Origin of the sequence: Bacteroides sp. AF20-13LB (assembly GCF_003603065.1) — a bacterium.
Classification (GTDB): Bacteria; Bacteroidota; Bacteroidia; order Bacteroidales; family Bacteroidaceae; genus Bacteroides; species Bacteroides uniformis.
This window is the reverse complement of sequence record NZ_QTMH01000006.1, coordinates 1-22,081: the sequence shown is the minus strand read 5'-3', so window position 1 is coordinate 22,081 and position 22,081 is coordinate 1. Positions and strand designations below refer to the sequence as shown.

Annotated in this window: 25 protein-coding genes; 9 read left to right on the top strand and 16 right to left on the bottom strand. The window is 48.4% G+C overall.

Going from position 1 to position 22,081, the window contains the following annotated elements; all coding sequences use genetic code 11:
• Positions 1-23 precede the first annotated feature (23 nt).
• The 14 genes from DWX62_RS08010 to DWX62_RS07945 are packed head-to-tail and all read right to left on the bottom strand — an operon-like array spanning position 24 to position 12,203.
• Entirely contained in the window at positions 24-932 is a 909-nt protein-coding gene (locus DWX62_RS08010) for a TPM domain-containing protein (protein WP_120172701.1), read from the bottom strand.
• A gap of 40 nt (positions 933-972) precedes the next feature.
• Positions 973-1,968, bottom strand: coding sequence for an alpha/beta fold hydrolase (locus DWX62_RS08005; protein WP_120172700.1), 996 nt, complete (start codon positions 1,966-1,968; stop codon positions 973-975).
• The gene (locus tag DWX62_RS08000; RefSeq protein WP_117588964.1) at positions 1,968-2,714 is read right to left on the bottom strand and encodes a shikimate dehydrogenase; all 747 of its coding nucleotides are present in this window, start codon (positions 2,712-2,714) and stop codon (positions 1,968-1,970) included. Before DWX62_RS08000 ends, DWX62_RS08005 begins: the two co-directional genes overlap by 1 nt.
• A gap of 48 nt (positions 2,715-2,762) precedes the next feature.
• Complete coding sequence (locus DWX62_RS07995; RefSeq protein WP_016272588.1) at positions 2,763-3,317, bottom strand: hypothetical protein; 555 nt, start codon at positions 3,315-3,317, stop codon at positions 2,763-2,765.
• 31 nt (positions 3,318-3,348) lie between these two features.
• The gene (gene ubiE / locus DWX62_RS07990; protein ID WP_005823685.1) at positions 3,349-4,086 is read right to left on the bottom strand and encodes a bifunctional demethylmenaquinone methyltransferase/2-methoxy-6-polyprenyl-1,4-benzoquinol methylase UbiE; all 738 of its coding nucleotides are present in this window, start codon (positions 4,084-4,086) and stop codon (positions 3,349-3,351) included.
• On the bottom strand, positions 4,087-5,028 hold the full coding sequence (locus tag DWX62_RS07985) for a phosphoribosylaminoimidazolesuccinocarboxamide synthase (protein ID WP_005823683.1): 942 nt from the start codon (positions 5,026-5,028) through the stop codon (positions 4,087-4,089).
• Positions 5,029-5,055: 27 nt separating this feature from the next.
• Complete coding sequence (locus tag DWX62_RS07980) at positions 5,056-6,057, bottom strand: PhoH family protein (protein ID WP_005823681.1); 1,002 nt, start codon at positions 6,055-6,057, stop codon at positions 5,056-5,058.
• A gap of 9 nt (positions 6,058-6,066) precedes the next feature.
• The gene (locus DWX62_RS07975; protein WP_005823679.1) at positions 6,067-6,786 is read right to left on the bottom strand and encodes a M23 family metallopeptidase; all 720 of its coding nucleotides are present in this window, start codon (positions 6,784-6,786) and stop codon (positions 6,067-6,069) included.
• Positions 6,787-7,452: a phenylalanine--tRNA ligase beta subunit-related protein gene (locus tag DWX62_RS07970; RefSeq protein WP_005823677.1), complete on the bottom strand. Its 666-nt coding sequence runs from the start codon at positions 7,450-7,452 to the stop codon at positions 6,787-6,789.
• Entirely contained in the window at positions 7,452-8,279 is an 828-nt protein-coding gene (pgeF, locus tag DWX62_RS07965) for a peptidoglycan editing factor PgeF (RefSeq protein ID WP_009037100.1), read from the bottom strand. The genes DWX62_RS07970 and pgeF overlap by 1 nt, the downstream gene beginning before the upstream one ends.
• Positions 8,276-9,457 carry a GTPase ObgE gene (obgE, locus tag DWX62_RS07960; protein ID WP_005823673.1) on the bottom strand — a complete coding sequence of 394 codons (1,182 nt, stop codon included), beginning with the start codon at positions 9,455-9,457 and terminating at the stop codon, positions 8,276-8,278. Before obgE ends, pgeF begins: the two co-directional genes overlap by 4 nt.
• A gap of 14 nt (positions 9,458-9,471) precedes the next feature.
• Complete coding sequence (locus DWX62_RS07955) at positions 9,472-10,044, bottom strand: adenylate kinase (protein ID WP_005823672.1); 573 nt, start codon at positions 10,042-10,044, stop codon at positions 9,472-9,474.
• 42 nt (positions 10,045-10,086) lie between these two features.
• Positions 10,087-10,623 (bottom strand): hypoxanthine phosphoribosyltransferase, encoded by a 537-nt coding sequence (gene hpt / locus DWX62_RS07950; RefSeq protein WP_005823670.1) that lies wholly within the window; start codon positions 10,621-10,623, stop codon positions 10,087-10,089.
• Positions 10,624-10,664: 41 nt separating this feature from the next.
• Positions 10,665-12,203, bottom strand: a complete 1,539-nt coding sequence (locus tag DWX62_RS07945) for a peptide MFS transporter (protein WP_120172699.1) — start codon at positions 12,201-12,203, stop codon at positions 10,665-10,667.
• 389 nt (positions 12,204-12,592) lie between these two features.
• Between DWX62_RS07945 and DWX62_RS07940 the strand changes: the two genes are divergently transcribed.
• Together DWX62_RS07940 and DWX62_RS07935 are read left to right on the top strand one after the other, a co-directional pair.
• Positions 12,593-14,104: an NAD(P)H-hydrate dehydratase gene (locus DWX62_RS07940; protein WP_120172698.1), complete on the top strand. Its 1,512-nt coding sequence runs from the start codon at positions 12,593-12,595 to the stop codon at positions 14,102-14,104.
• A 29-nt stretch (positions 14,105-14,133) separates the two neighbouring features.
• A complete protein-coding gene (locus DWX62_RS07935; RefSeq protein WP_005823665.1) occupies positions 14,134-14,697 on the top strand; it encodes a YdeI/OmpD-associated family protein in 564 nt (187 codons plus the stop codon).
• Positions 14,698-14,714: 17 nt separating this feature from the next.
• Here DWX62_RS07935 and DWX62_RS07930 read toward each other — a convergent pair whose 3' ends face one another.
• A complete protein-coding gene (locus DWX62_RS07930) occupies positions 14,715-15,398 on the bottom strand; it encodes a DUF5715 family protein (protein WP_005823664.1) in 684 nt (227 codons plus the stop codon).
• A gap of 120 nt (positions 15,399-15,518) precedes the next feature.
• Between DWX62_RS07930 and truA the strand changes: the two genes are divergently transcribed.
• From truA to DWX62_RS07910, 4 genes are all read left to right on the top strand, one after another.
• Complete coding sequence (gene truA, locus DWX62_RS07925) at positions 15,519-16,271, top strand: tRNA pseudouridine(38-40) synthase TruA (RefSeq protein WP_120172758.1); 753 nt, start codon at positions 15,519-15,521, stop codon at positions 16,269-16,271.
• A gap of 69 nt (positions 16,272-16,340) precedes the next feature.
• Positions 16,341-17,240 carry a DMT family transporter gene (locus DWX62_RS07920; protein WP_087332973.1) on the top strand — a complete coding sequence of 300 codons (900 nt, stop codon included), beginning with the start codon at positions 16,341-16,343 and terminating at the stop codon, positions 17,238-17,240.
• Between the two features lie 11 nt (positions 17,241-17,251).
• Positions 17,252-17,722 (top strand): GAF domain-containing protein, encoded by a 471-nt coding sequence (locus DWX62_RS07915; RefSeq protein ID WP_005823659.1) that lies wholly within the window; start codon positions 17,252-17,254, stop codon positions 17,720-17,722.
• A complete protein-coding gene (locus tag DWX62_RS07910; protein ID WP_120172697.1) occupies positions 17,719-18,378 on the top strand; it encodes a DUF3256 family protein in 660 nt (219 codons plus the stop codon). The genes DWX62_RS07915 and DWX62_RS07910 overlap by 4 nt, the downstream gene beginning before the upstream one ends.
• Here the strand turns inward: DWX62_RS07910 and DWX62_RS07905 are convergent.
• Positions 18,365-19,255, bottom strand: a complete 891-nt coding sequence (locus DWX62_RS07905) for a YitT family protein (protein ID WP_005823655.1) — start codon at positions 19,253-19,255, stop codon at positions 18,365-18,367. The two genes, DWX62_RS07910 and DWX62_RS07905, sit on opposite strands and share 14 nt — an antisense overlap.
• A gap of 187 nt (positions 19,256-19,442) precedes the next feature.
• Here DWX62_RS07905 and DWX62_RS07900 point away from each other — a divergent pair, with 187 nt between their 5' ends.
• The 3 genes from DWX62_RS07900 to DWX62_RS07890 all read left to right on the top strand — a co-directional run bounded on the left by DWX62_RS07900 (position 19,443) and on the right by DWX62_RS07890 (position 22,080).
• Positions 19,443-20,327, top strand: coding sequence for an AraC family transcriptional regulator (locus DWX62_RS07900; protein ID WP_009037084.1), 885 nt, complete (start codon positions 19,443-19,445; stop codon positions 20,325-20,327).
• Between the two features lie 182 nt (positions 20,328-20,509).
• Positions 20,510-21,073 (top strand): glucose-6-phosphate isomerase family protein, encoded by a 564-nt coding sequence (locus DWX62_RS07895; RefSeq protein ID WP_009037083.1) that lies wholly within the window; start codon positions 20,510-20,512, stop codon positions 21,071-21,073.
• Positions 21,070-22,080: an ROK family protein gene (locus tag DWX62_RS07890; RefSeq protein ID WP_120172696.1), complete on the top strand. Its 1,011-nt coding sequence runs from the start codon at positions 21,070-21,072 to the stop codon at positions 22,078-22,080. The genes DWX62_RS07895 and DWX62_RS07890 overlap by 4 nt, the downstream gene beginning before the upstream one ends.
• Position 22,081 lies beyond the last annotated feature (1 nt).

Sequence of the window (22,081 nt, the reverse complement as noted above, 5' to 3'; positions counted from 1 at the left end):
GCACAGATGACACATACTCGGCGTTAGAACCGGGAACCGGCTCCACCGCCACCTCCCATACCGCCTCCGAAGCTACCACCGCTGAAGCCTCCTCCGCCACTTCCGCCGAAGAGACCTCCACCACCGAAGATGACCGGACCACCTCCGCCTCCTCCCCGGTAGTTTTCATCGTATGACTGCTGGCGGCGCACTACTTTATGTCCGCAATTGCGGCAGGTGTAGGTCACATCTTCCGTTTTCACTCCATTGCGGCGTGAGATGAGTATGCTGCTGCTACGTTGCAATTTATGTTGTCCGCAGTTGGGGCATTTGTTGGCAGCGCGTTGGGCAAGGATGCCTATAATAGATGCCACTGCGAGGAAACCGATAAGTCCCAGTAGGATACCTCCTACGGAGAGGTCATCCTCCTCTTCCGTGTCATTCACCATAGTGCCGTCAAGACGTGAACAGACCGCCTTTACACCCGCGACCATTCCGGCATCCCAATTACCGTCTTTTAGATAGGGAATCATATATTTGGTCTGTATGCGTTTGCAGATGGCGTCAGGCAGGTCCCCTTCCAAACCGTATCCCGTATAAAACTGGATGCAGCGTTGATCGGTTACCAGCAGAATGACCAGACCGTTGTTTTTCTCTTTTTTCCCTACTCCCCATTCATTGAGCAGCCGGTGTGAGAAATCAAAACAGTCTTCTTGTCCGATGGAGGGAACAACGGCAACTACCGTTTCAATACCCGTCTGCTGCTCCAATGCGTAGAGCATGCGGTCTATGTCGGCACATGCCTCTTTGGATAAGATGTCGGCAGGGTTGCAGACATAACCCGTCTTGTCCTGAAGGTGTACTTTAGGAATGTTCTTAGTGGTGTAGACTTCTTGTGCCTGCAAGGATATGAACAAGCACAGGAAGAATGCTATGGAAATAAATCGTTTCATATTACCAATGTTTGTTGCGGCGAAGATAGGAAAAATCACGTCAATGTATGTATTTCCCTACGAATTTCTTTACATGCTCGGTGTATTCCTGCGGATAATCCTTGTAAGACATGGCATGTGTGGCACCGGGTACAATCCATAATTCTTTGGGTTCGGGCTTGGCTTCATAGAGGGGATAAACCATCCACGTCGGTACAAAGGTGTCGGCATCACCGTGGATGAAGAGCATCGGCAAAGTACATTTCTTTACTTGCTCCAGGGCAGAAGCTTCGCGGAAATCCCATCCGTACTCCTGCCGGCAAAGCCAGCTTGCAGTATGCAGTAGGGGGAAAGAGGGCAGTCCGAACTGTTCTTTCAACTCCCCGCGAAACTCATCCCATACGCTTGTGTAACCGCAGTCTTCCACAAAACACTTGATGAATGGCTGTTGGTATTGTCCGTGTTCCACTTCGCCGGATACCATCATGGTGGTGGCGGCTCCCATGGAGATGCCGTGTACTACCATCTTTGTACTGCGGGACGCTATGCTGTCCGTATGGCTGCGTCCGAAAAGCTCATCGGCGGTTTCGGTCCATTGCAACACGTCGAGCCGGTCTTTCCAGCCCATCTGTACATGGTTTCCTTCGCTCATCCCGTGTCCGTAAAGGTCGGGCAGCAGGATATTGAAGCCCATCTCCTTGCTGTACAAATAACCTATCATCAGCATGCGCACGGCGTTGTCCGTATATCCATGTACGATGACTGCCGTTTTGTCGGTAGGGCGGGCAGCGGCAACATAGAGCGCATGCAGCGTCTCTCCATGGTCGTTCTCAATGTAGAAGTCCTTCAATGCTCCTACGGTCACCAAACTGTCTACCCACGGTTGCAGTTCGGGATATTGCTCGAACATGAAGTTGTAGGATTCGGCAATGTTGCGACTGCGTGTGATAAGGCCTTCGGGTTTCAGAGCATGCCCCAGCATATAGTACCCTCCGCACAGTACTACGGTGCAGAGGGCAGCCAGACCGAGAATCGAATATTTTATGGTTTTCTTCATTATTTATTCCAAATTTCCCATGCAGCAAAGGCTTGCAGCAGTAACATTTCCAGACCGTTCTTAGTGACGGCTCCTTGTGCCTGGCCTTTCTTCATGAAAAGGGTTTCGTTTGGATTATATAACAAATCATAGAGCAAATGGTTGGGAGTCAGTAGTTCGTAAGGAATATTGGGACAGAAATCCACTTTGGGATACATGCCTACTGGGGTACAGTTGACAATCACTGTGTACTCTTGCATGATTTCCGGTGTCAGTTCTTCGTATGTGAGGTATTTATCCTCTTTCTTGGCGCGTGATACGAAGGTACTTTTTATACCCAGGTTCTCCAGCCCGCGATATACGGCTTTCGATGCACCGCCGGTACCCAAAATCAGGGCTTTCTTGTGTTGTGGTTGCAAAAGTGGTTCTATGGATTGTGTAAATCCTATGATGTCGGAGTTGTAGCCAACCAGTTTCACTTTGCCTTTGGAAAGGCGGATAATCTTAATGACATTGACGGCGCCTATCTTGGCTGTGTCTTTGTCCAGTTCGTCCAGGTAGGGGATGACTTGCTCCTTGTAAGGGATAGTCACATTCAGTCCACAGAGGTTGGGATTTTCCTCGATAACTTCCATGAAATCCTCGATACGTGGAATTTCGAAATTTACATATTCTGCATCAATATTTTCTGCCTTGAATTTCTCATTGAAATATCCGATAGAAAAGGAATGTTTCAACGGGTAACCTATTAAACCGTATTTCTGCATAATATTTTAGTTATTGATTGAACTATATTCGTTTGTTTATGGAGTACATTATTGGTCGGAAGTAGTTGAGGAGGTGATTACCGGTTCTTTGATGATAACAAAACCTCCGAATTGCAATCCGTTATCTTTTCCGTTCAAACAGAACTTTCTGTCGAATACGGGTTTATTTTTTGATTTCCAGATCAGTTTGCTAGAGAAGGTGATGACGTCTTGAGTACCATCGTTCCAGTCTATTATCACTTTTTCGTTATCGAATGTATCGTCGCCATTGAATTCTCCAAAAGTGAGAAAGTATTTGCCAGTTTCAAATTTCATTGTTTGCAGACCGTTGAAGTGTGCAAGGTAAGCTTTGGTTTGGCTTATTGGAACGTCCTTTTCATATATTTTTCCATTATAGATTGCCTTGATTCCTTGCTTGGCAATGTTGCCGGGAGTTTCAGGATTCAACAAATCATTACCTTGAGCATCTTGTACTGCGATATGCAGTTCGATAGGAGCAAAATCCCATATCATATCATCACTTCCCGAATCATCGCAAGCTGTGAAACCGGCAACGCAAAGGAGGGAAATAAATAATAAATAGAGGGTGTGTGTAGCTTTCATAAGGTCTCTTTTTTATATAAGTTTCTTCTTTTTATTTAGTTGCCACATAAAGTGTACATATCCCGAAAGTCAGCCGCTTGAAGTGCACTTCGCTGAAGCCTGCCTTGCGGATTACCTCCTGCATCACTTCTCCCTGCGGGAAGGCGCGAATACTTTCCGGTAGATAGGTGTAGGCGCTGTTGTCTTTCGAAATACATTTACCGAGCAGGGGGATGACAACTTTGGAGTAGATGGTGAACAACTGTTTCATCGGGAAGCGGTCTGGTGTGGAGAGCTCCAGTATGACGAGATGTCCGCCGGTCTTTAGTACGCGGCACATCTCGGACAGTCCCTTGTCCAGCCCTTCGAAGTTGCGGATGCCGAACGCTACGGTCACGGCGTCGAAGCTTTCGTCGGCAAACGAGAGGGAGGTGCAGTCCTCCCGGACAAATGAAATCTTGTTCGAGAGGTGCGCCTGCTTTACTTTTTCACGTCCCACGTTCATCATGCCTTCCGAGATGTCGGTGCCAATCAGGCTATCGGGTTGCAGTTCGCGGCATGCAAGGATGGCGAAATCGCCGGTGCCGGTAGCTACGTCCATAATACGCCGGGGGCGGAAAGGACGTAGGTACTTGATTGCTTTCCTACGCCAGCTGCGGTCGATGCCCATGGATAGGGTGTGATTCAGCTTGTCGTAGGCAGGAGCGATGTTGTCGAACATTTCTTCCACTTGTTCGCTCTTCTTGCCGTCATTACCGTAGGGCTTGATGTGTTCTTGGGGATAGTCCATTTACTTTAAATATTCGGTTACATTCTTTTCAATGCGTTCGGCAATGTTGCTGGTATCTTCCTTTACAAACTTCTCGCCGGTGATGTGTTCGTACAGTTCGATGTAACGTTCGCTGATTGAAGTAACGATTTCGTCGGTCATTTCCGGTACCTGCTGTCCTTCCTTGCCTTGGAAACCGTTGTCCATCAGCCATTCGCGTACAAACTCCTTGGAGAGTTGCTTTTGCGGTTCGCCGTTGGCAAAACGTTCTTCGTAGCCTTCGGAGTAGAAGTAGCGGCTGGAGTCGGGCGTATGGATTTCGTCCATCAGGTAAATCTTGCCGTCGTGCTTGCCGAATTCGTATTTGGTGTCTACCAGAATCAATCCGCGTTCCGCTGCAATCTCGGTACCGCGTTTGAAGAGGGCCATGGTGTATTGCTCCAATACGGCATATTCTTCGGGTGTGGCAAGACCTTGTGCCAGGATTTCTTCTTTGGAGATGTCGGCATCGTGTTCGCCAATCTCGGCTTTAGTGGTCGGGGTGATGATGGGTTCAGGGAATTTCTGGTTTTCCTTCATCCCTTCGGGCAACTTCACGCCGCAGATTTCACGTACACCGCTCTTGTAGGCACGCCATGCGCTGCCACAGAGGTAACCGCGTACAATCATTTCTACGGGGAATCCTTCACACATCACACCTACCGTCACCATCGGATCGGGTGTAGCCATTTTCCAGTTGGGGCAGATGTCGGTTGTGGCATCCAGGAATTTTGCTGCAATCTGGTTCAACATTTGTCCTTTGAAGGGAATACCTTTCGGCAATACTACGTCAAAGGCTGAGATGCGGTCGGTAGCTACCATGACCAACTTTTCACCATTGATGTTGTACACATCACGAACTTTTCCGTGGTACACGCTTTTCTGTCCGGGAAAGTTAAATTCAGTTGCTGTTAATGCTTTCATCTTTGTAATATTTACGATTTTGAGAATTTACTGTTTCTGTTCAATCTTACTATCGGCTTGTTCGGCTTTGCGTCGTTCACGCTCCGCTTTCGCTTCCTTGTCGAACTTCTCGTAGGCCTCCACAATCTGAGTTACCAACTTATGGCGTACGATGTCTTTCTTGTTCAGCTCCACGAAACTGATGCCTTTTACGCCTTTCAGAATCTTCAGTGCCTGCACCAGACCGGAAGTCTGGGAAGAAGGCAAGTCAATCTGCGTCATGTCTCCCGTGACAATCATCTTGGTGTTCATGCCCATGCGGGTGAGGAACATCTTGATTTGCTGGGTGGTCGTGTTCTGCGCTTCATCCAGAATGACGACGGCATCGTTCAGTGTGCGTCCGCGCATAAAGGCGAGGGGGGCAATCTGGATGATGTTCAGCTCCATATACTCTTTCAGCTTGGCGGCAGGTATCATGTCCTGCAGGGCGTCATAGAGTGGTTGCAGATACGGGTCTATCTTGTCCTTCATGTCGCCGGGCAGGAAACCGAGCTTTTCTCCGGCTTCTACGGCAGGGCGGCTGAGGATGATTTTCTTTATCTCCTTATTCTTTAGTGCCCGCACGGCAAGCGCGATGGCTGTATAGGTCTTTCCTGAACCGGCGGGACCGATGGCAAACAGCATGTCATTCTTGGCAAATGCCTCTACCAGCTTCAGCTGGTTCTCGCTGCGCGGGATAATCGGCTTTCCGGTTACGCTGAATACAATGACATTGCCCGATTTTTCCGCTTGCGGGGCATTGCCTTTGATGATGTCTATAATGACCTCTTCTTTCAAAGAGTTGTATTCGGCACAGTATTTCTCCAGCTTGGTAATGTTCTCCTCGAATGCACACATTTCCTCCTCATCACCCAATACTTTGATGACATTGCCGCGGGCAACGATGCGAAGCTTGGGATACAAGGCCTTTATCAGCTGCATGTTGGCGTTGTTTACGCCATAAAATATTACCGGGTCAATATCTTCAAGAACAATCAGTTTTTCTATCATTGATATGTTTTAAAGTTCAATTCGTTCTTTTAGTGAAACGTTCTGCAAATGTAGTGAAACGTTTGGATACTTAAACAGTTCCATTGGGTATTTTTTTTGCAGTGGCTTCGGGTAGATTGTCGGTAATTGTTGCACGACGATGCCGTTTCCTTTTTTTGAGCATCCGATACGTTGTCGGTTCAGCGTCTGTTCCTTCATGTTGAAGATAATATTGGGGTCGAAGTGCTGCCCGTTGACGCGTGTCTCGAAGTGCAGATGCTCAGTAGAGGCGCGTCCGGTGCGTCCGGTCAGTGCGATGGGCTGTCCGGCTTTGACTGTGTCGCCACAATGTACAAGGTTTTTGAAGTTGTGGCTGTATATCGTTTCCAGTCCGAAGTCATGGCGTACGACGACGACATTGCCGTAGGCGCTATAAGGCTTGGACATCCGTACTACGCCGTTGAAGGCACTCCGTATGGTGTCTTTGGCGTAGGTCTTGATGTCTATGCCACTGTGGCGTCCCCGCCCCCGTCCGTAAGGGGAGATGACTTTTCCTCCAGGCAGGGGAAAGGAGTATTCCGTGTCCGGAATGTCCTCCAAAGGTAGCTCTATCAGTTCTCTTTGCGAAAACAGTCCCGGAGTGGCAACGCGGATATGGTTGGTTTCCATGGTGGAAAAGACCGTTTTCTTCCCTTGTGCCGTGGCACCAAGGGCTATGAGCAGGAGAGGGACAAGAATACGGATTCTCATTTATTCAAAATATTGTATAGTCCCACTGGTAGAGGAAGCATATTTCTCCAACAGTTCCAATATCATTTCGGCTGCTTCTTTCAGACCTTCCTGCCCGTTGTAGCCGTTGACAATGGCAAGGATATGGCGGGTTTCAAGTTTCATCTTGGTGCGTTCGTGGTCGCTGGTCGGGGTACCGATACCGCCTATACGGTCGCGGTAGACGGGCAGCCCTTCTATGTTCAGCATGCCGCGGCCTATACCCTCGAACAATTCCTCGGCACGTCCTATGCCCAGCTCAAGGTCGGTCCCTTGTATCTCGTCGGCATCAAATCCGCCGATAGAGTGGCCCGTACGTAGGGAGACAAGGTTGATAAGGTCTACCAACGTATCTATCTGATAGAGTTCCAATCCGCGCAGCAGTCGCCGTCTCAGTGCTTCGGCCGAGGGACGGTAGCGGCTGGGGTCCTTGCCGCAACGTTTGTAGGCTTCGCGGGTGGCGGCAATGACGGGTTGGTACTTGATGCTGTCCGTGGTTTCACGGGCTCTTAGCTCTTGGGTGAAAGTTGCGATTTCCTGCCACAACCCTTCGCAATATGGGGTATTTGTCACTTCGGCAAATACGGCTGCACCGCGGAATTCGGGGCAATTCTGCTTGATTTCTTTAGAAAGTGTGATATGATACATTAATGCAATCCGTTTGAATGGGTTAACATGATTCCCGACAATATCCTTCCGGATTTGATACCCATCCGGCGTGCCGAGAAAAACTCTTCATATTGGGTAAAAGTACATATATTGGCTGTCTCCACTTGTGCGGAAGGTACTCCGAAGTCCAGTAGTTGCAGTCGGTTGGCAGCCCATAGGTCGATATGGTATTTGTGGGTGGCGGGTTTCCATTCGGAGATGTAATCCATCTGGAAACCGTTCTTGCGGAATGCTTCATAGACTTCGTCGCCTACCTCGAAGGCGGAAAGGGAGATGCCGGGGCCGATGCAGGCTATCACTTCTTTGCCCTCTGTGCCATAGCGGGCACGCATCTTGTCGAGTGTGTGGCCGAGGATGTAATTCACAGTGCCGCGCCATCCGGCATGAACAGCGGCTATCACGGCATTCTTCCGGTCGTAGAGCAGGATGGGAATGCAGTCTGCCGTAGAGATGCAGATGCAGCAGCCCGGTTCACGGGTTATCAGTGCATCAATGCCCTGCAACATGGAGTGGCGTTCTTCTGCTGTTGCATGCAGATAAGTTCCGTCAATGACAAGTGCCTTTGTCCCGTGGGTCTGAAACGGGATGACCAGTTCTTGGGGGCGTTGGGGCAGGGAAGAACATACTATTTCCTGGTTGCGGCGTACAGCTTCGGCTTCGTCTCCCGTGTAAGGTGTACAGTTGAGGGAGGCATAGTTACCTTGGCTGCATCCACCGTGGCGGGTGGTTACAAAACAAGAAATGCCGGGATATGAGGCAAGCAGCTCATATCCCAACATTTTCCTATCTTCTGTAAGAGGAATCATTTTTTATCTTCCTCCCAATCTTCTTCGTATTCAAAGTCCTCGAGGTCCTCTATGTCCTCGTCGTCATTGACGTATTCATAGCTGAGGTCCTCGTCCTCACCCTCTTCTTTCAATTCTTCCTGCAGGTGGCTGAGGTCTTTGGCGCGATGGGCAATGCTGTCCACTTTGCCTTCTATCTTATTACTTTCCTTGTTCAGCTCTTCCCAAAGGATGTCTTTCAGCGTAGAGATGCCCATGCCGGAGACAGCAGAGATGAATATATGCGGAATCCCTTCGGGCAGTGTCGGCTCTATCTCGTCCATCAGTTCCTGGTCGAGCATGTCGCATTTGGTGACGGCAAGCACTCTCTGTTTGTCCAGCATTTCGGGGTTGAAAGTGCGAAGCTCGTTCAACAGGATTTCGTATTCCTTACGGATGTCGTCACTGTCGGCAGGCACCATGAACAGCAACAATGAGTTGCGCTCGATGTGGCGCAGGAAACGCAATCCTAAGCCTTTGCCGGCACTGGCTCCTTCGATGATGCCGGGAATGTCCGCCATCACAAACGATTTGCTGTCGCGATAGGACACGATGCCCAGATTGGGTTCCAGCGTTGTAAACGGATAATTGGCGATTTTGGGCTTCGCCGCAGAAACGGATGCCAGTAAAGTGGATTTTCCTGCATTGGGGAAACCTACCAGACCGACGTCTGCCAGCAGCTTCAGTTCCATGATTACCGTCAACTCCTGCATCGGTTCGCCCGGTTGTGCAAAGCGGGGAGCCTGGCGTGTGGCGGTTTTGAAGTGCCAGTTGCCTAGACCTCCGCGTCCACCTTTCAGCAAGATGACTTCTTGTTCGTGCTCGGTGACGTCGCAGATATATTCACCCGTTTCGGCGTTGTACACCACCGTGCCGCAGGGCACTTCAATCACCTTGTCCGCTCCGTCTTTTCCGAAGCTCCGGTTCTTGGAGCCGGATTCTCCGTGTCCTGCCAGGATGTGGCGGTCGTACTTCAGATGGAGCAGCGTCCAGTAGTTGCGGTTACCGCGCAAGATGACATGGCCTCCTCGTCCTCCGTCACCTCCGTCGGGGCCTCCGTTGGGTATGTATTTCTCACGCCGCATATGCGTAGAACCTCGTCCGCCCTTTCCGGAGCGGCAATATATTTTTACGTAGTCAACAAAATTCGATTCAGCCATATTCTGTTTTATTGTTATTTCACTGCGTCAATAGCCTTGCAAACATCGGCAAAGATTTCTTCCAATACGCCGAAGCCCTGGATGTGTTGGTATTTGCCGTCCTGCTTGTACCAGTCAATCAGCGGAGCTGTCTGTGAGTGGTAAACCACCAGACGCTTCTTGATTGTCTCTTCATTGTCGTCTGCACGTCCTGATTCTTGTCCGCGCTTGATGAGGCGCTTCATCAGTTCTTCTTCGGGCACGTCGAGGTCGAGCATCACGCTGACTTCCTGTCCGCGTTCGGCGAGCATCTTCTTTAATGCTTCAGCCTGGGCGATTGTTCTGGGGAAGCCGTCGAAAATCACGCCTTTGCTATCCTTGAAGCTGTCGAATACGCTTGCCAGAATATCAATCATCAACTCATCGGGAATCAACTGGCCCTGGTCGATATAACCTTTAGCAGTCTTGCCCAGTTCTGTACCGTTTTTCATTTCAGCACGGAGCACGTCTCCGGTAGAGATGTGGTTGATGCCATACTTTTCTACAATCTTTTCACTTTGTGTTCCCTTACCTGAACCGGGAGCACCAAAAATTACAATGTTCAACATTTGCTTAGTTATTATTTAATGATTTACTATATTATGTCTGTATCAGTCTACTACAGTATAAATGTCGGGATAGTTGCGCCCGAAGCCGTCATAATCCAACCCGTAGCCCACGATGAAGTCGTTCGGAATATTCATGGCCACATATTCTATGTTTAAATCAACTTTCAGCTTATCAGGTTTCACCAGTAGGGAGGCAATATGAATCTCCCTGGGACCGCGAGTGCCGAGGGTGTCCAGTAAGCGTTGCATGGTGAGTCCCGTATCTACTATGTCCTCTACAATGACCACTGTACGGTCTGTGAGGTCTTCATTGATGCCTATTACTTCCTTAATTACCCCGGTAGAGGATACTCCTTGATAAGATGCCAATTTGACAAACGAAATTTCGCAGGGAATCGTGATTCGTTTCAGCAAATCGGCGGTAAACATGAACGAACCGTTCAGTACGCTGAGGAATAGAGGATTCTTTCCTGCCAGGTCGCGGTTGATTTCGTTCGCTACACGGGTTACTTCTTTCAGTATGTCCTGCTCCTTGATGGAGACTGTGAACATCTTGTCTTTTATTTGTATGGTATCCATAGATGGGATGTTTTTAGAAAGTTGCCGCAAAAATACGATTTTTATTCCACTCCATGCATCATCTTCTGTAATTTCTTTGAAAGCAGGAAGAGGATAAGCGATGCCGTGGCAGACATGACGACGAACACCATGAAGAAATCGTACATCGTCTCGATGCGATAGCCCAGTAGCGTCTTTACCTTTCCGGCTTCGGGGTAGAGCCCGCTCAGCGTGCCTGCAAACTTATTGGCAGTGGCGGTGGAGAGGTACCATATCCCCATCATCAGCGAGGCGAAGCGGATGGGCGTGAGCTTGTTCACCATGGAGAGCCCGATGGGCGAGAGGCAGATTTCGCCCATGGTATGGATGAAGTAGAGCCCCGTCAGCCAGATGAGACTCACCTTGATGCCCGGCTGAACATCTTTCACCCCAAAGCAGATGACGAGATAGCCCAGTGAAAGCAGTAGCAAGCCGATGGCTTGCTTGGTGGGCGAGGCGGGCTCCATGCCCCGTTTGCCCAGGGCGCCCCATACGCCCGGCATGATGGCGGCAAGTATCACCACAAAGAAGGGGTTGAAGGACTGAATCCAGGAGGCGGGCATTTCCCACCCCAGGATGACGCGGTCGGTCTGCTCGGAGGCGAAAAGCGTGAGCGAGGCGCCTGCCTGCTCGTAGGCCGCCCAGAAGAAAATGACGAAGAAGGCGATGATGTAGATGACGAAGATGCGGTCGCGCTCCGTCTTGGTGAGTGAGCCTTCCAGCAGGATGCTGACGGGAAACACGATGCAGGCGGTGAAGATGCCGATGCTTATCCAATCGCTCCCGAAACACCAGTAGAAGAAACCGGCAAGCGCGATGGCGAGCAGGGCGAGCAGCAGGTAGTTGCGCATGGGCCGTCCGTTGGCGTGGGCACTCTTCCGGGCGGTGTTGTCTGCCTGGGACCGCTCCTTGCGGGCGTCGGGGATAATGCCGAGGGGCTTGCCATCGGGGCCGATGAGGTACTTGTTTTTCTGGGTTTCGAAGAGGACGACCGTCAGCACGGTGACGATGGCGGCAATGAGGAAGCCCCATCGGAAGTCGTGAGGGTTGCCCGTCTCGCCAAAATAGCCGCAGACCAGCGGGGCGAGGAAGGAACCCACGTTGACACCCATATAGAAGATGGTGTAGGCGGAATCCAGCCGTTTGTCACCCGGCTCGTAGAGCTGCCCCACCAGGGAGGAGACGGTGGGCTTGAAGCAGCCGTTGCCCAATATAAGGAAAGTCAGTCCGCCGTACATCAGCCAATGCGAAAGCTCACGCGCCTCCAGCATCGAGGCGCTGGCAAACATCAGGAACTGGCCGACTGCCATCATCATGGCCCCCCAGAAGACGGAACGGCGGATGCCCCAGTATTTGTCGGCGATGTAGCCTCCGATTAAGGGCGTCAGGTACACCAGTCCGGTGTAGCTGCCGTAGATGGAGGCGGCGTGCTCCTTGTCGAAAAGGAGTGCCTGGGTGAGGAACAGAATGAAGATGGCACGCATGCCGTAGTAGCTGAAACGCTCTGCCGTGCTGGTGGCGAAGATAAGGTAAAGACCTTTCGGGTGTCGGGATGTACTCATTGAATATGCTTTTATTGTTTTGGCTTTTATTATATGTTGAGGGTACAAAATTAGTCATTATTTTGCGTAAGTTAATGGGTATAATTAGAAACTTGCCGACAAGCCTGCGGGAACTTGCCGACAAGCTTGTGCAAACTTATCCGTAAGCCTACGCAAACTTAAAACAGAATTTCTGTTTCTGTAAATAAAGCTTTTGTTTATAGAAATAGAGCTTTTGTTTCTAAGAATAAAGGCTTTGTTCTAAGAATCCTTTGCATTGAAGACAACTTTTCCTTACGGAGCAGATATTTTTTCCCGGGGGGCAAAGCAACTTGATAAAAAACGTCTTCTCTTTGTACAGTTGAAATCAAAGCCCTATCTTTGCTCTACGATTTTAAGATAATCCTATTATGAAGATATTTCCTACTACAAGCATCAAGCAACTGGATGCAGATACCATAGAGAATGAACCGATTGCCTCCATCGACTTGATGGAACGTGCCTCACGCGCATTGGCCCGTGCCATTGCCGAGCGTTGGGAGCCGGACACGCCGCTCACCGTTTTTGCCGGACCGGGGAACAACGGTGGCGATGCGCTTGCCCTGGCGCGACTGCTGGCCGGGAAGGGCTACCGGCTCGAGGTGTATCTCTTCAATACGAAAGGGACGCTTTCGCCGGACTGCGAGACGAACAAGGAGCGGCTGGCCGACGTGCCGGGTGTGGACTTCCACGAAGTGACCACCCAGTTTGTACCTCCCGTGCTGACGGCAGACCATGTGGTGATAGACGGCCTCTTCGGCAGCGGTCTGAACAAGGCTCTGAGCGGCGGTTTTGCAGCCGTAGTGAAGTACATCAACGCTTCGCCCGCCACGGTGGTGTCCATCGATATCCCATCGGGACTGATGGGTGAGGACAACACCTACAACGTACATACGAATATCGTCCGTGCCCATCTGACGCTGAGCCTGCAACTGCCGAAACTGGCATTTCTCTTTGCCGAGAACGAGCCGTATGTGGGCGAATGGCAGTTGCTGGACATCGGGCTCAGCGAGGATGCCATCCATGACATGGAAACGGACTTCCGCTTGCTGGAGCATGAAGACGTGTCTGCCCTGCTGAAGCCGCGCAGCCGGTTTGCCCATAAGGGGAACTTCGGCCGCGCACTGCTGATAGCCGGTTCGCAGGGGATGGCGGGGGCCTCGGTGCTGGCTGCGCGTGCGTGTCTGCGTTCAGGTGTGGGGCTGCTGACGGTACATGTGCCGTTCTGCAACAACTTCATTGTGCAGACTTCCGTGCCCGAAGCCATGACGGAGCTGGATATCAGCGACACCTGCTTTGCCGCCGCTACCGATACGGACGATTACCAGGCCGTGGCGATAGGCCCGGGACTGGGAAAGGCGGCGGAGACCGAGGCGGCTCTGCTGGAGCAGATAGAGACATGCCAGACTCCGATGGTGGTGGATGCTGATGCCCTGAACTTGCTGGGCGAGAAGCGTAACTATATAGGGCGTCTGCCCAAAGGGAGTATTCTGACTCCGCACCCCAAGGAGCTGGAGCGTCTTGTAGGCAAATGCCAGAATTCGTACGAGCGCCTGATGAAGGCTCGTGAGCTGGCGAAGAGCGCCGGAGTGCACATCATCTTGAAAGGCGCTTATTCTGCCATTGTCACTCCTGCCGGGAAATGTTTTTTCAACCCTACCGGCAATCCGGGTATGGCAACGGGAGGCAGCGGTGATGTGCTGACCGGAGTGGTGCTTGCCTTGCTTGCCCAAGGCTATGAGCCGGAGAAGGCTGCCTGCCTGGCCACGTATGTGCACGGACTGGCGGGAGATGTTGCCTGCAAGAAGCAGGGGGCAGTGGGGATGACGGTGGGGGATATAGTTGCCTGCCTGCCGCTAGCGTGGAAGATGCTGGAAGAATAAGGAGAGAAGTGTAATTTGGATGGCTTGTCATGTCAACAGAAATAAGATATTTTGAAAACAGAAAAGATTGGCGGAAGTGGCTGGCTGACAATTTCGATACTGCCGATGGAGTCTGGTTTGTGTTTCCTACTAAATCTTCAAGCGAGAAAAGTATTGTATATAATGACGCTGTTGAAGAGGCCCTTTGTTTCGGGTGGATTGACAGCACGATAAAGTCACTTGACAAAGAACATAAAATTCAGCGTTTCACGCCCAGGAATCCTAAAAGTACCTATTCGCAAGCCAACAAAGAAAGGTTGAAATGGTTGCTGGAGCATAAAATGATACATCTTGAATTTGAGGATAAAATACGAACTGTCTTGTCGGTTCCTTTTGTTTTTCCAAATGATATAATCGACAGATTGAAAGAGGATGAAAGAATATGGAAGAATTATCAGAGTTTCTCTGACCCCTATAAACGTATCCGAATCGCATACATTGAAGCGGCGAGGAAACGACCGGAAGAATTTGAAAGGCGATTAAATAACTTTATCTGTAAAACGAAAGAGAACAAAATAATAATAGGGTTTGGCGGGATTGAAAAATACTATTAACGCTAATTCTTTTCCGCTTATTTCTCTCTTGTCGTAATGTGGAAGCATCCTTGCTTCAACTCGTACTTGATGTAGCATTTATCGGCTTTCCGCAGGTCACGGAGCACTTCCGAAAGAACCAGTTTTAAGGTATCTGCGCTGACATCCTGCAAAGGACGTCCATCCTCGTCTTCTATTTTCTGAAAGCGCTTCCAACTGACATCGAATGTCGTTCCGTAAAAATGTGCCGAGTTTGGAGAAGCATTGCCGTTACGGCGGCGCAGGCGTTTTACGTCGTCTTGGGTGCGGAGTACGGAAGTCACAATTATCTTGTTTGGATTCAGCCCCTTGGCGGTCAGTGAATCAAGGAAGTTGTGTCCGATGGTGTCCAGCAGGCTGGCGGCGCCCGGAATGAGATAAGGGATGGAATGCGTCAGTGAATCCACGGCATAGAGCTCGTTTGTCGTGATAGGTTGCAGTTGCTCTCTCATCTTTTCTGCTTCCTCGCGGGATGAAAGTACACGTATGCCGATGGCTTGGGCTACATTGAGATGTTTCTCATTCAAGTCTCCGAACGAGCGTTTGTAGCTGACAACGCCCCGAATGTTGCGCGGTTCGTTCAACTTGAGCGACATGTCTTTCTTCTTGCAGCCGGCAAAGGTGAATGTTGCGGCAGCTGCGACAATTATCAGTATAGGTAGGATTCTGGAAGAATATCTCATCTTATAAATGTACTATGTCTGTGAAAAATCTGCGTTAATCTGTGTAATCTGTGGTGAAAACCTTGCAAAGATAATTCAAACCTTCTTAAGTTTGCACTATCTTTGCACACAAAAAAGACCGTGCAACGATATTTTATATACCTGGCTTATGATGGCACTGCTTATCACGGCTGGCAAATCCAGCCGAATGGAGTGAGTGTGCAGGAGTGTTTGATGAAGGCGCTGAGTACCTTGCTGCGTCGTGAGGTGGAAGTCGTGGGAGCGGGGCGTACCGATGCCGGGGTGCATGCCTCACTGATGGTAGCTCACTTTGACAGTGATTCTCCTCTGGACACTGTTTTTATGACGGATAAGCTGAATCGTCTGCTTCCTCCCGATATTTCCGTATACCGCTTGCGGGCCGTGAAGTCCGATGCACATGCCCGCTTTGATGCTACGGCGCGTATGTATAAATATTATGTCACTACCGCCAAGTCTCCTTTCAACCGCCAATATCGCTGCCGTCTGTTCCAAACGCCGGACTTTGAGCGGATGAATGAGGCTGCCCAAACCTTGTTTGACTATACGGACTTTACCAGCTTCAGCAAACTCCATACGGATGTCAAAACCAATAATTGCAAGATTATGCATGCCGCCTGGACCCGGGTAGACGATGTGACTTGGGTATTCACCATCCAGGCCGACCGGTTCCTGCGGAACATGGTACGTGCCATTGTCGGCACTCTGCTCGAAGTGGGTCGCGGAAAACTTTCTGTTGAAGGTTTCCGACGCGTCGTCGAACAGACGGACCGTTGCCAGGCAGGAACTTCCGTTCCCGGAAATGCATTGTTTCTGGTGGACGTAGCCTATCCGGAAACTACTTTTCTAGAATAAAAGAGGGATGTACTACAAAAACGTAGGCCCCTCCCTTTAATTTTTAATTCTTAATTTTTAATTGACTCTATGTGGTTATTACTTGCTTTCCTCTCTGCTGCCTTATTGGGATTTTACGATGTCTTCAAGAAGAAGTCGCTTCGTGACAATGCCGTACTGCCGGTGCTTTTCCTGAACACGCTGTTCTCGAGCCTGATATTTCTTCCTTTCATTCTGGTATCTGCCTTTGCGCCGTCGGTGTTGGGAGGTACGATGTTTGATGTTCCCGTGGTGGGGTGGGAGGTGCATAAGTTCATTATTGTCAAGTCGTTTATCGTGCTCTCTTCCTGGATATTCGGTTATTTCGGGATGAAGCATCTGCCGCTGACCATCGTGGGACCGATTAATGCGACGCGTCCCGTAATGGTGCTTGTAGGTGCCATGGTTGTGTTTGGCGAACGCTTGAACCTTTATCAATGGATTGGCGTGCTGCTTGCCATAGTGTCCTTCTTCATGCTGAGCCGTTCGGGCAAGAAAGAGGGAATCGACTTCAAGCATAACAAATGGATTCTTTTCATCGTGCTGGCTGCCGTTGCCGGAGCTGTCAGCGGGCTGTATGACAAATATCTGATGAAGCAGCTCAACCCGATGCTGGTGCAGTCGTGGTATAATGTCTACCAAGTCTTTATCATGTGCCCCATCATCCTGCTGTTGTGGTACCCCAAGCGAAAAGAAAGTACCCCGTTTCGTTGGGACTGGACCATTATCTGTATCTCCATTTTCCTTTGTGCGGCAGACTTTGTCTATTTTTATGCCCTGAGCTATGAGGACTCTATGATTTCCATCGTTTCGATGGTGCGTCGTGGAAGCGTTGTTGTTTCCTTCCTTTTCGGTGCGCTTTTCTTCCGTGAAAAGAATTTAAAAAGCAAGGCTGTCGACCTCATTTTGGTGTTGATTGGAATGTTCTTCCTATATTTGGGGAGTAAATAAACAAGAGATATATGGCAGAAGACCTATATATAAATGCTGGTAGCAAGACAGAGAAATATCGCGCTTTGCTTCCTCAACTGAAAAATCTGCTGGCAGGTGAAGATGACTTGATAGCCAATCTGGCGAATGTTTCGGCGGCGCTGAAAGAGACTTTCCATTTCTTTTGGGTAGGCTTCTATTTGGTGAAGGGTGAAGAATTGGTGTTAGGACCTTTCCAGGGACCGATAGCTTGTACGCGCATCAGGAAAGGCCGTGGTGTTTGCGGCACGGCATGGGATAGAGCCGAGACGTTGGTTGTGCCCGATGTGGATGCATTTCCCGGACATATAGCCTGCAGCTCGCTGTCGCGTTCGGAGATCGTGGTTCCGCTGAAGCGTGAGGACGGTGAAGTGTGGGGAGTATTGGATATTGACAGTGACGATTTGGGCGGTTTTGATGAAACAGATGCCCGTTTCCTTGAAGAAATGATTAAAATGTTATGATAAGAAAACTGAGTGCTTTTTTGATTTTGGCTTTCATCGGATGGGGGTATTTGCAGGCCCAGGAAGCCAAGACGTGTTTTAAGAATATGCCGGATTCTATATGTCCGTTGCTTAGCGCCGTGAACCGTGCGGATTTTATAGACTTTCTGGAAAGTAAGATGAAAGCTGAGGTGACCAACAGCTTTGGTGGTAAATCGGAAATGACGGAACTTTCTCCAGACTATATACATGTGAAGATGACGCCCCAGAGCTCGTGGCAGATGAAGCTCTTGCCTGTCAACGACAGCACGAAAGTGGTTTGTGTGGTATCTACGGTTTGTGCTCCGGCTTGCGACAGCCATGTCAAGTTCTATACGACAGACTGGAAGGAGCTGGTTGCTTCGTCCTACCTGCCGGCATTGCCCGTTCTGGATGATTTTATCGCTGAGGCCGCGGATACGGTGGATGTCTATGAGTATCAGGATGCCCGTCGCCAGGCCGACATGCTGCTGATGAAAGCGGACCTTTCTGCGAAGGATGCCACGTTGGCATTCACTTTTACCACGACCGATTACATGGGTAAAGAAGCGGCGGAGAAACTGAAACCGTTTGTCCGCCGTCCTATTGTTTATACTTGGAATCAAGGGAAGTTCGAGAAATCCTCTACTTCACTTTGATTCTGTCGAATCCCTCTCCATAGACTCCGATGACTGCACTTTGTGATACAAAGGCATTGGGGTCTATGTCTTTTATGAGCCGGAAAATGATGGTGGACTCCCGCTTCTTGGCCAGCACGAACAGCATTTTTATCTCTTTTCCCGTATAGAAGCCCGAGGCGTTGATGACCGTTGCACCTCTGTGAGGATATACCTGGATGTGCTTGGCTATCTCCTCATATTTATCGCTGATAATAAAGAATTGTACGGACTGGCGGGCACTGTTCACCACTTGGTCGAGCACGAAGCTGCATATGTATAGAGTAACGTAGCCATACACCACCTTTTCCCAATCTTTTAGAACAAAGTAACTGGACGAGATGATGATAAGGTCACATATCAACATGACTCTGCCCAGCGTGATGTCGCGGTACTTGTTGATTACGGCGGCAATGATGTCCGTGCCGCCAGTACTGCCGTTGTTGGAAAAGGCGATGCCGATGCCGCTACCGCAGAAGGAGGCACCGATGACACAAGCCATGAAAGGCTGGTCGTGCAGGAGGACAACACCCTCGGTCAGTTTCTGGATAATGGAAAGGAAAAAGGTCAGGGTGAATACGGCAAAGATTGTCTTTACGCTGAACTTCCATCCCAACACACGTAGGGCAAGCAATAGAAGCAGAAAATTGATGGCGAAGTACGTATATTGGACGGGAAATCCAGTGGCAAAATATACGATGGATGCAATGCCCGGTACGCCACCGGTAGTAATATCGTTGGGAAGCAGGAAGACTGTCCAGCCGATACCATATAAGACCATACCCAGGGCAATCATCAGATAATCCCGCAGTTCGCGCATGGTGTTCTGTCGGGAGGGAACATTTACTATTGTTTTCATTATAATTTTATGTGGTTGTGAAAATGCGGGGACAAAGATACAAAAGATATCATTTGTTTGTTTGAGTATAAGATTGATATTTATATTTTGATGTTACTATGAGTTTTAACATACAATAGCTTGCTTTGATAAAATAATTATCTATATTCGCTTTTATAATTAACGGTGATTATTGACTTAGATGACTATGAAACCACTTTACCAAGATCTGCCATTCCCAATAGACAGTCATATACATTATTATATAGAAGACTTGCCGCACTTCATTGTACCTTGGCATTATCATCCGGCCATAGAGATAATGTATATAACTAGAGGTATAGGAACCCGTTTTGTTGGGGATTGCATAGAACAGTATGAGGAGGGGGATGTATGTATGATTGGCCCTAATCTCCCTCATGAATGGCGTAATGATGATGCTTATTTTGATAAGGAGTCTGGTTTGCGTGCTACGTGTATCTGTCTGTTCTTTAAACGTGAGATATTTGATCCGAATTTTATCAGATTACCAGAAATGAATAATATTCGTGATTTGATAGAGAGATCACGGCGTGGACTGAAGTTTACCGGAAAATCGAAATTAGAGATAACCCGGTTTATAAGGAGTTCGGTGAATGATGTAGGGGTTCGGAAGGTAACGAATCTTTTAACACTTCTTGAGCTGATGGCCACATCGACTGAGTATGAGTTACTGGCCTCAGTGGGATTTACGAATTCTGTAAATTCAGAAGATTTTGAGAGATTTAATAAGGTATACAAGTTTCTCGTCAAGAACTTTGCGACTTCCATTAGGTTGGAAGAAGTTTCGACTTTGGTTGGATTGACCCCGACAGCTTTTTGCCGTTATTTCAAGGAGAGGACCAAGAAAACCTTTGTAGAATATCTGAACGAAATGCGTATCGGTTATTCGAAAAAACTATTACTGGAAAACAAAATGAAGATTTCTACTATCAGTGGGGAAGTCGGATTCCCTAACTTATCTAATTTTATATCCCAATTTAAAAAAGTGACAGGAATGTCCCCGTCGCAGTTCCAAAAGCAGTTTGGAGTAAAGGCTAAACAAGCCATTTGATTCTACTATTTTATCATTGAATATTTGGTGGTTAGAGCCTTGGTTTTCTACTTTTTTTGCAAGGTTTTATCCATTTGCTGCGAATAATGGTAAAATACCATAATTATCGGAAAATATAGAGGAAAGAGCGAGTTCCATATCAGCGTACTTTTGCAATATAAGATTTTAAAAGTATGATGCTGATGAATGATAAGAGAACAAATGAGTCGCCTTTGCTCTTTATAAAGGATTCTTTGATCGGTGAAAATGTGAAGAGGAGTTTGAAGACTTTGGCTGATTTACGAGGTGTTTTTCATAATTGTGAGGCTTATGAACAGATGTCTCCTGATACTTTATTGTATGAGGTGACTTGTCATCTGCCGGTTGAAGAAGGAACGCCAGGGGGACTCTATTTCGGAATCACGAGAATTTATCCAGGTAAGGTTGGTGATGAGTATTTCATGACCAAAGGACATTTTCATGCCAATATGAATCGTGGGGAGTACTATTGGGGAGTGGAAGGTGAAGGCAGATTGATTATGATGGATCAGAACCGAAGGGTTTGGAGTGAGCGGATGTTTCCGGGTAGTCTTCATTATATACCTGGAGGGGTGGCCCATCGTGTGGCAAATATAGGATATTCTGTTCTGTCATTCGCTGCTTGTTGGCCTTCGGACGCAGGACATGATTATCAAGTGATTTTGGAGAACGGGTTTTCTGCATCTTTACAGTGTGTGAATGGCAATCCCCAATTGATAGAAATATGAATATGAAGTATATCATAGCTGTAGATTTGGGAGGAACCATTACAAAAGTCGGTCTCTTACGCAATGGAGAACTGGTAGACTATGTAAAAATGCCTTCTCGTCAAGATTTGGATATGACAGCAAGTTTGCCGGAGATTGAAAATGCAATTGATTTCCTGCTAAATTCAAATGGTGTGAAGCGCCTCTTTGGAGTGGGTATAGCTTTTCCAGGGCTAGTAAATAATAAAAAAAGCATTATTATATCTACGAATGAAAAATATGATGATGGAGTGGAGCTTGATTTGGATAGATGGGCGGATGAACATTGGGGAGCCCCCTTTTACATTGATAATGACGCACGGCTTGCAGCAATTGGAGAATGGCAATATGGGAGCGGCAGAGGATATGATAGCGTTGTTATGATGACTATTGGTACGGGCATAGGATCGGGAGTCATTATGAATGGTGAGGTAATGTATGGAAAGCACTTTCAAGCAGGTTCGTTGGGTGGCCATTTTGTAGTAGACTACAAAGGAAGGTTATGCTCTTGTGGAAACAAGGGGTGTGTGGAGGCTTTGTCCTCTTCATTCTTCCTTCATAAAATTATAAAGGATCATGCTTGCCTGTCTCCTTCGTTTAAAATGTCATCTCAGAATTATGATTTTAAAGAAATCTTCCAATTGGCGGAACAAGGAAATAGAGACGCGTTATTGGTACGAAATGAATGCATTGAAATATGGGGAGCTGCTGTTATAAATTTTATTCATGCTTATGATCCTGAAGTGGTGATACTTGGAGGGGGAATCATGAATAGCCATAAAGTGATAGTGCCTTATATCGAGGAACGGGTGTCAAAGTTTGCCTGGACTCCGAGTGCAAAAGTATCTGTGGTAGTTTCTAGCTTGGGAGATTATGCAGCTTTGTATGGTTTGGAATATTGTTTAAGAAAAAAGATAAAAGATGAAGTATTTGGAAAATCCAGTGTAAGCTGCCCCCTAAAACCAAGCGATTCTGCCCCCTTGTGCTAAA

Coding starts and splice junctions, on each gene's coding strand:
- DWX62_RS08010 (WP_120172701.1), bottom strand. CDS start 932: ATGAAACGATTTATTTCCATAGCATTCTTCCTGTGCTTGTTCATATCC.
- DWX62_RS08005 (WP_120172700.1), bottom strand. CDS start 1,968: ATGAAGAAAACCATAAAATATTCGATTCTCGGTCTGGCTGCCCTCTGC.
- DWX62_RS08000 (WP_117588964.1), bottom strand. CDS start 2,714: ATGCAGAAATACGGTTTAATAGGTTACCCGTTGAAACATTCCTTTTCT.
- DWX62_RS07995 (WP_016272588.1), bottom strand. CDS start 3,317: ATGAAAGCTACACACACCCTCTATTTATTATTTATTTCCCTCCTTTGC.
- ubiE (WP_005823685.1), bottom strand. CDS start 4,086: ATGGACTATCCCCAAGAACACATCAAGCCCTACGGTAATGACGGCAAG.
- DWX62_RS07985 (WP_005823683.1), bottom strand. CDS start 5,028: ATGAAAGCATTAACAGCAACTGAATTTAACTTTCCCGGACAGAAAAGC.
- DWX62_RS07980 (WP_005823681.1), bottom strand. CDS start 6,057: ATGATAGAAAAACTGATTGTTCTTGAAGATATTGACCCGGTAATATTT.
- DWX62_RS07975 (WP_005823679.1), bottom strand. CDS start 6,786: ATGAGAATCCGTATTCTTGTCCCTCTCCTGCTCATAGCCCTTGGTGCC.
- DWX62_RS07970 (WP_005823677.1), bottom strand. CDS start 7,452: ATGTATCATATCACACTTTCTAAAGAAATCAAGCAGAATTGCCCCGAA.
- pgeF (WP_009037100.1), bottom strand. CDS start 8,279: ATGATTCCTCTTACAGAAGATAGGAAAATGTTGGGATATGAGCTGCTT.
- obgE (WP_005823673.1), bottom strand. CDS start 9,457: ATGGCTGAATCGAATTTTGTTGACTACGTAAAAATATATTGCCGCTCC.
- DWX62_RS07955 (WP_005823672.1), bottom strand. CDS start 10,044: ATGTTGAACATTGTAATTTTTGGTGCTCCCGGTTCAGGTAAGGGAACA.
- hpt (WP_005823670.1), bottom strand. CDS start 10,623: ATGGATACCATACAAATAAAAGACAAGATGTTCACAGTCTCCATCAAG.
- DWX62_RS07945 (WP_120172699.1), bottom strand. CDS start 12,203: ATGAGTACATCCCGACACCCGAAAGGTCTTTACCTTATCTTCGCCACC.
- DWX62_RS07940 (WP_120172698.1), top strand. CDS start 12,593: ATGAAGATATTTCCTACTACAAGCATCAAGCAACTGGATGCAGATACC.
- DWX62_RS07935 (WP_005823665.1), top strand. CDS start 14,134: ATGTCAACAGAAATAAGATATTTTGAAAACAGAAAAGATTGGCGGAAG.
- DWX62_RS07930 (WP_005823664.1), bottom strand. CDS start 15,398: ATGAGATATTCTTCCAGAATCCTACCTATACTGATAATTGTCGCAGCT.
- DWX62_RS07920 (WP_087332973.1), top strand. CDS start 16,341: ATGTGGTTATTACTTGCTTTCCTCTCTGCTGCCTTATTGGGATTTTAC.
- DWX62_RS07915 (WP_005823659.1), top strand. CDS start 17,252: ATGGCAGAAGACCTATATATAAATGCTGGTAGCAAGACAGAGAAATAT.
- DWX62_RS07910 (WP_120172697.1), top strand. CDS start 17,719: ATGATAAGAAAACTGAGTGCTTTTTTGATTTTGGCTTTCATCGGATGG.
- DWX62_RS07905 (WP_005823655.1), bottom strand. CDS start 19,255: ATGAAAACAATAGTAAATGTTCCCTCCCGACAGAACACCATGCGCGAA.
- DWX62_RS07900 (WP_009037084.1), top strand. CDS start 19,443: ATGAAACCACTTTACCAAGATCTGCCATTCCCAATAGACAGTCATATA.
- DWX62_RS07895 (WP_009037083.1), top strand. CDS start 20,510: ATGAATGATAAGAGAACAAATGAGTCGCCTTTGCTCTTTATAAAGGAT.
- DWX62_RS07890 (WP_120172696.1), top strand. CDS start 21,070: ATGAATATGAAGTATATCATAGCTGTAGATTTGGGAGGAACCATTACA.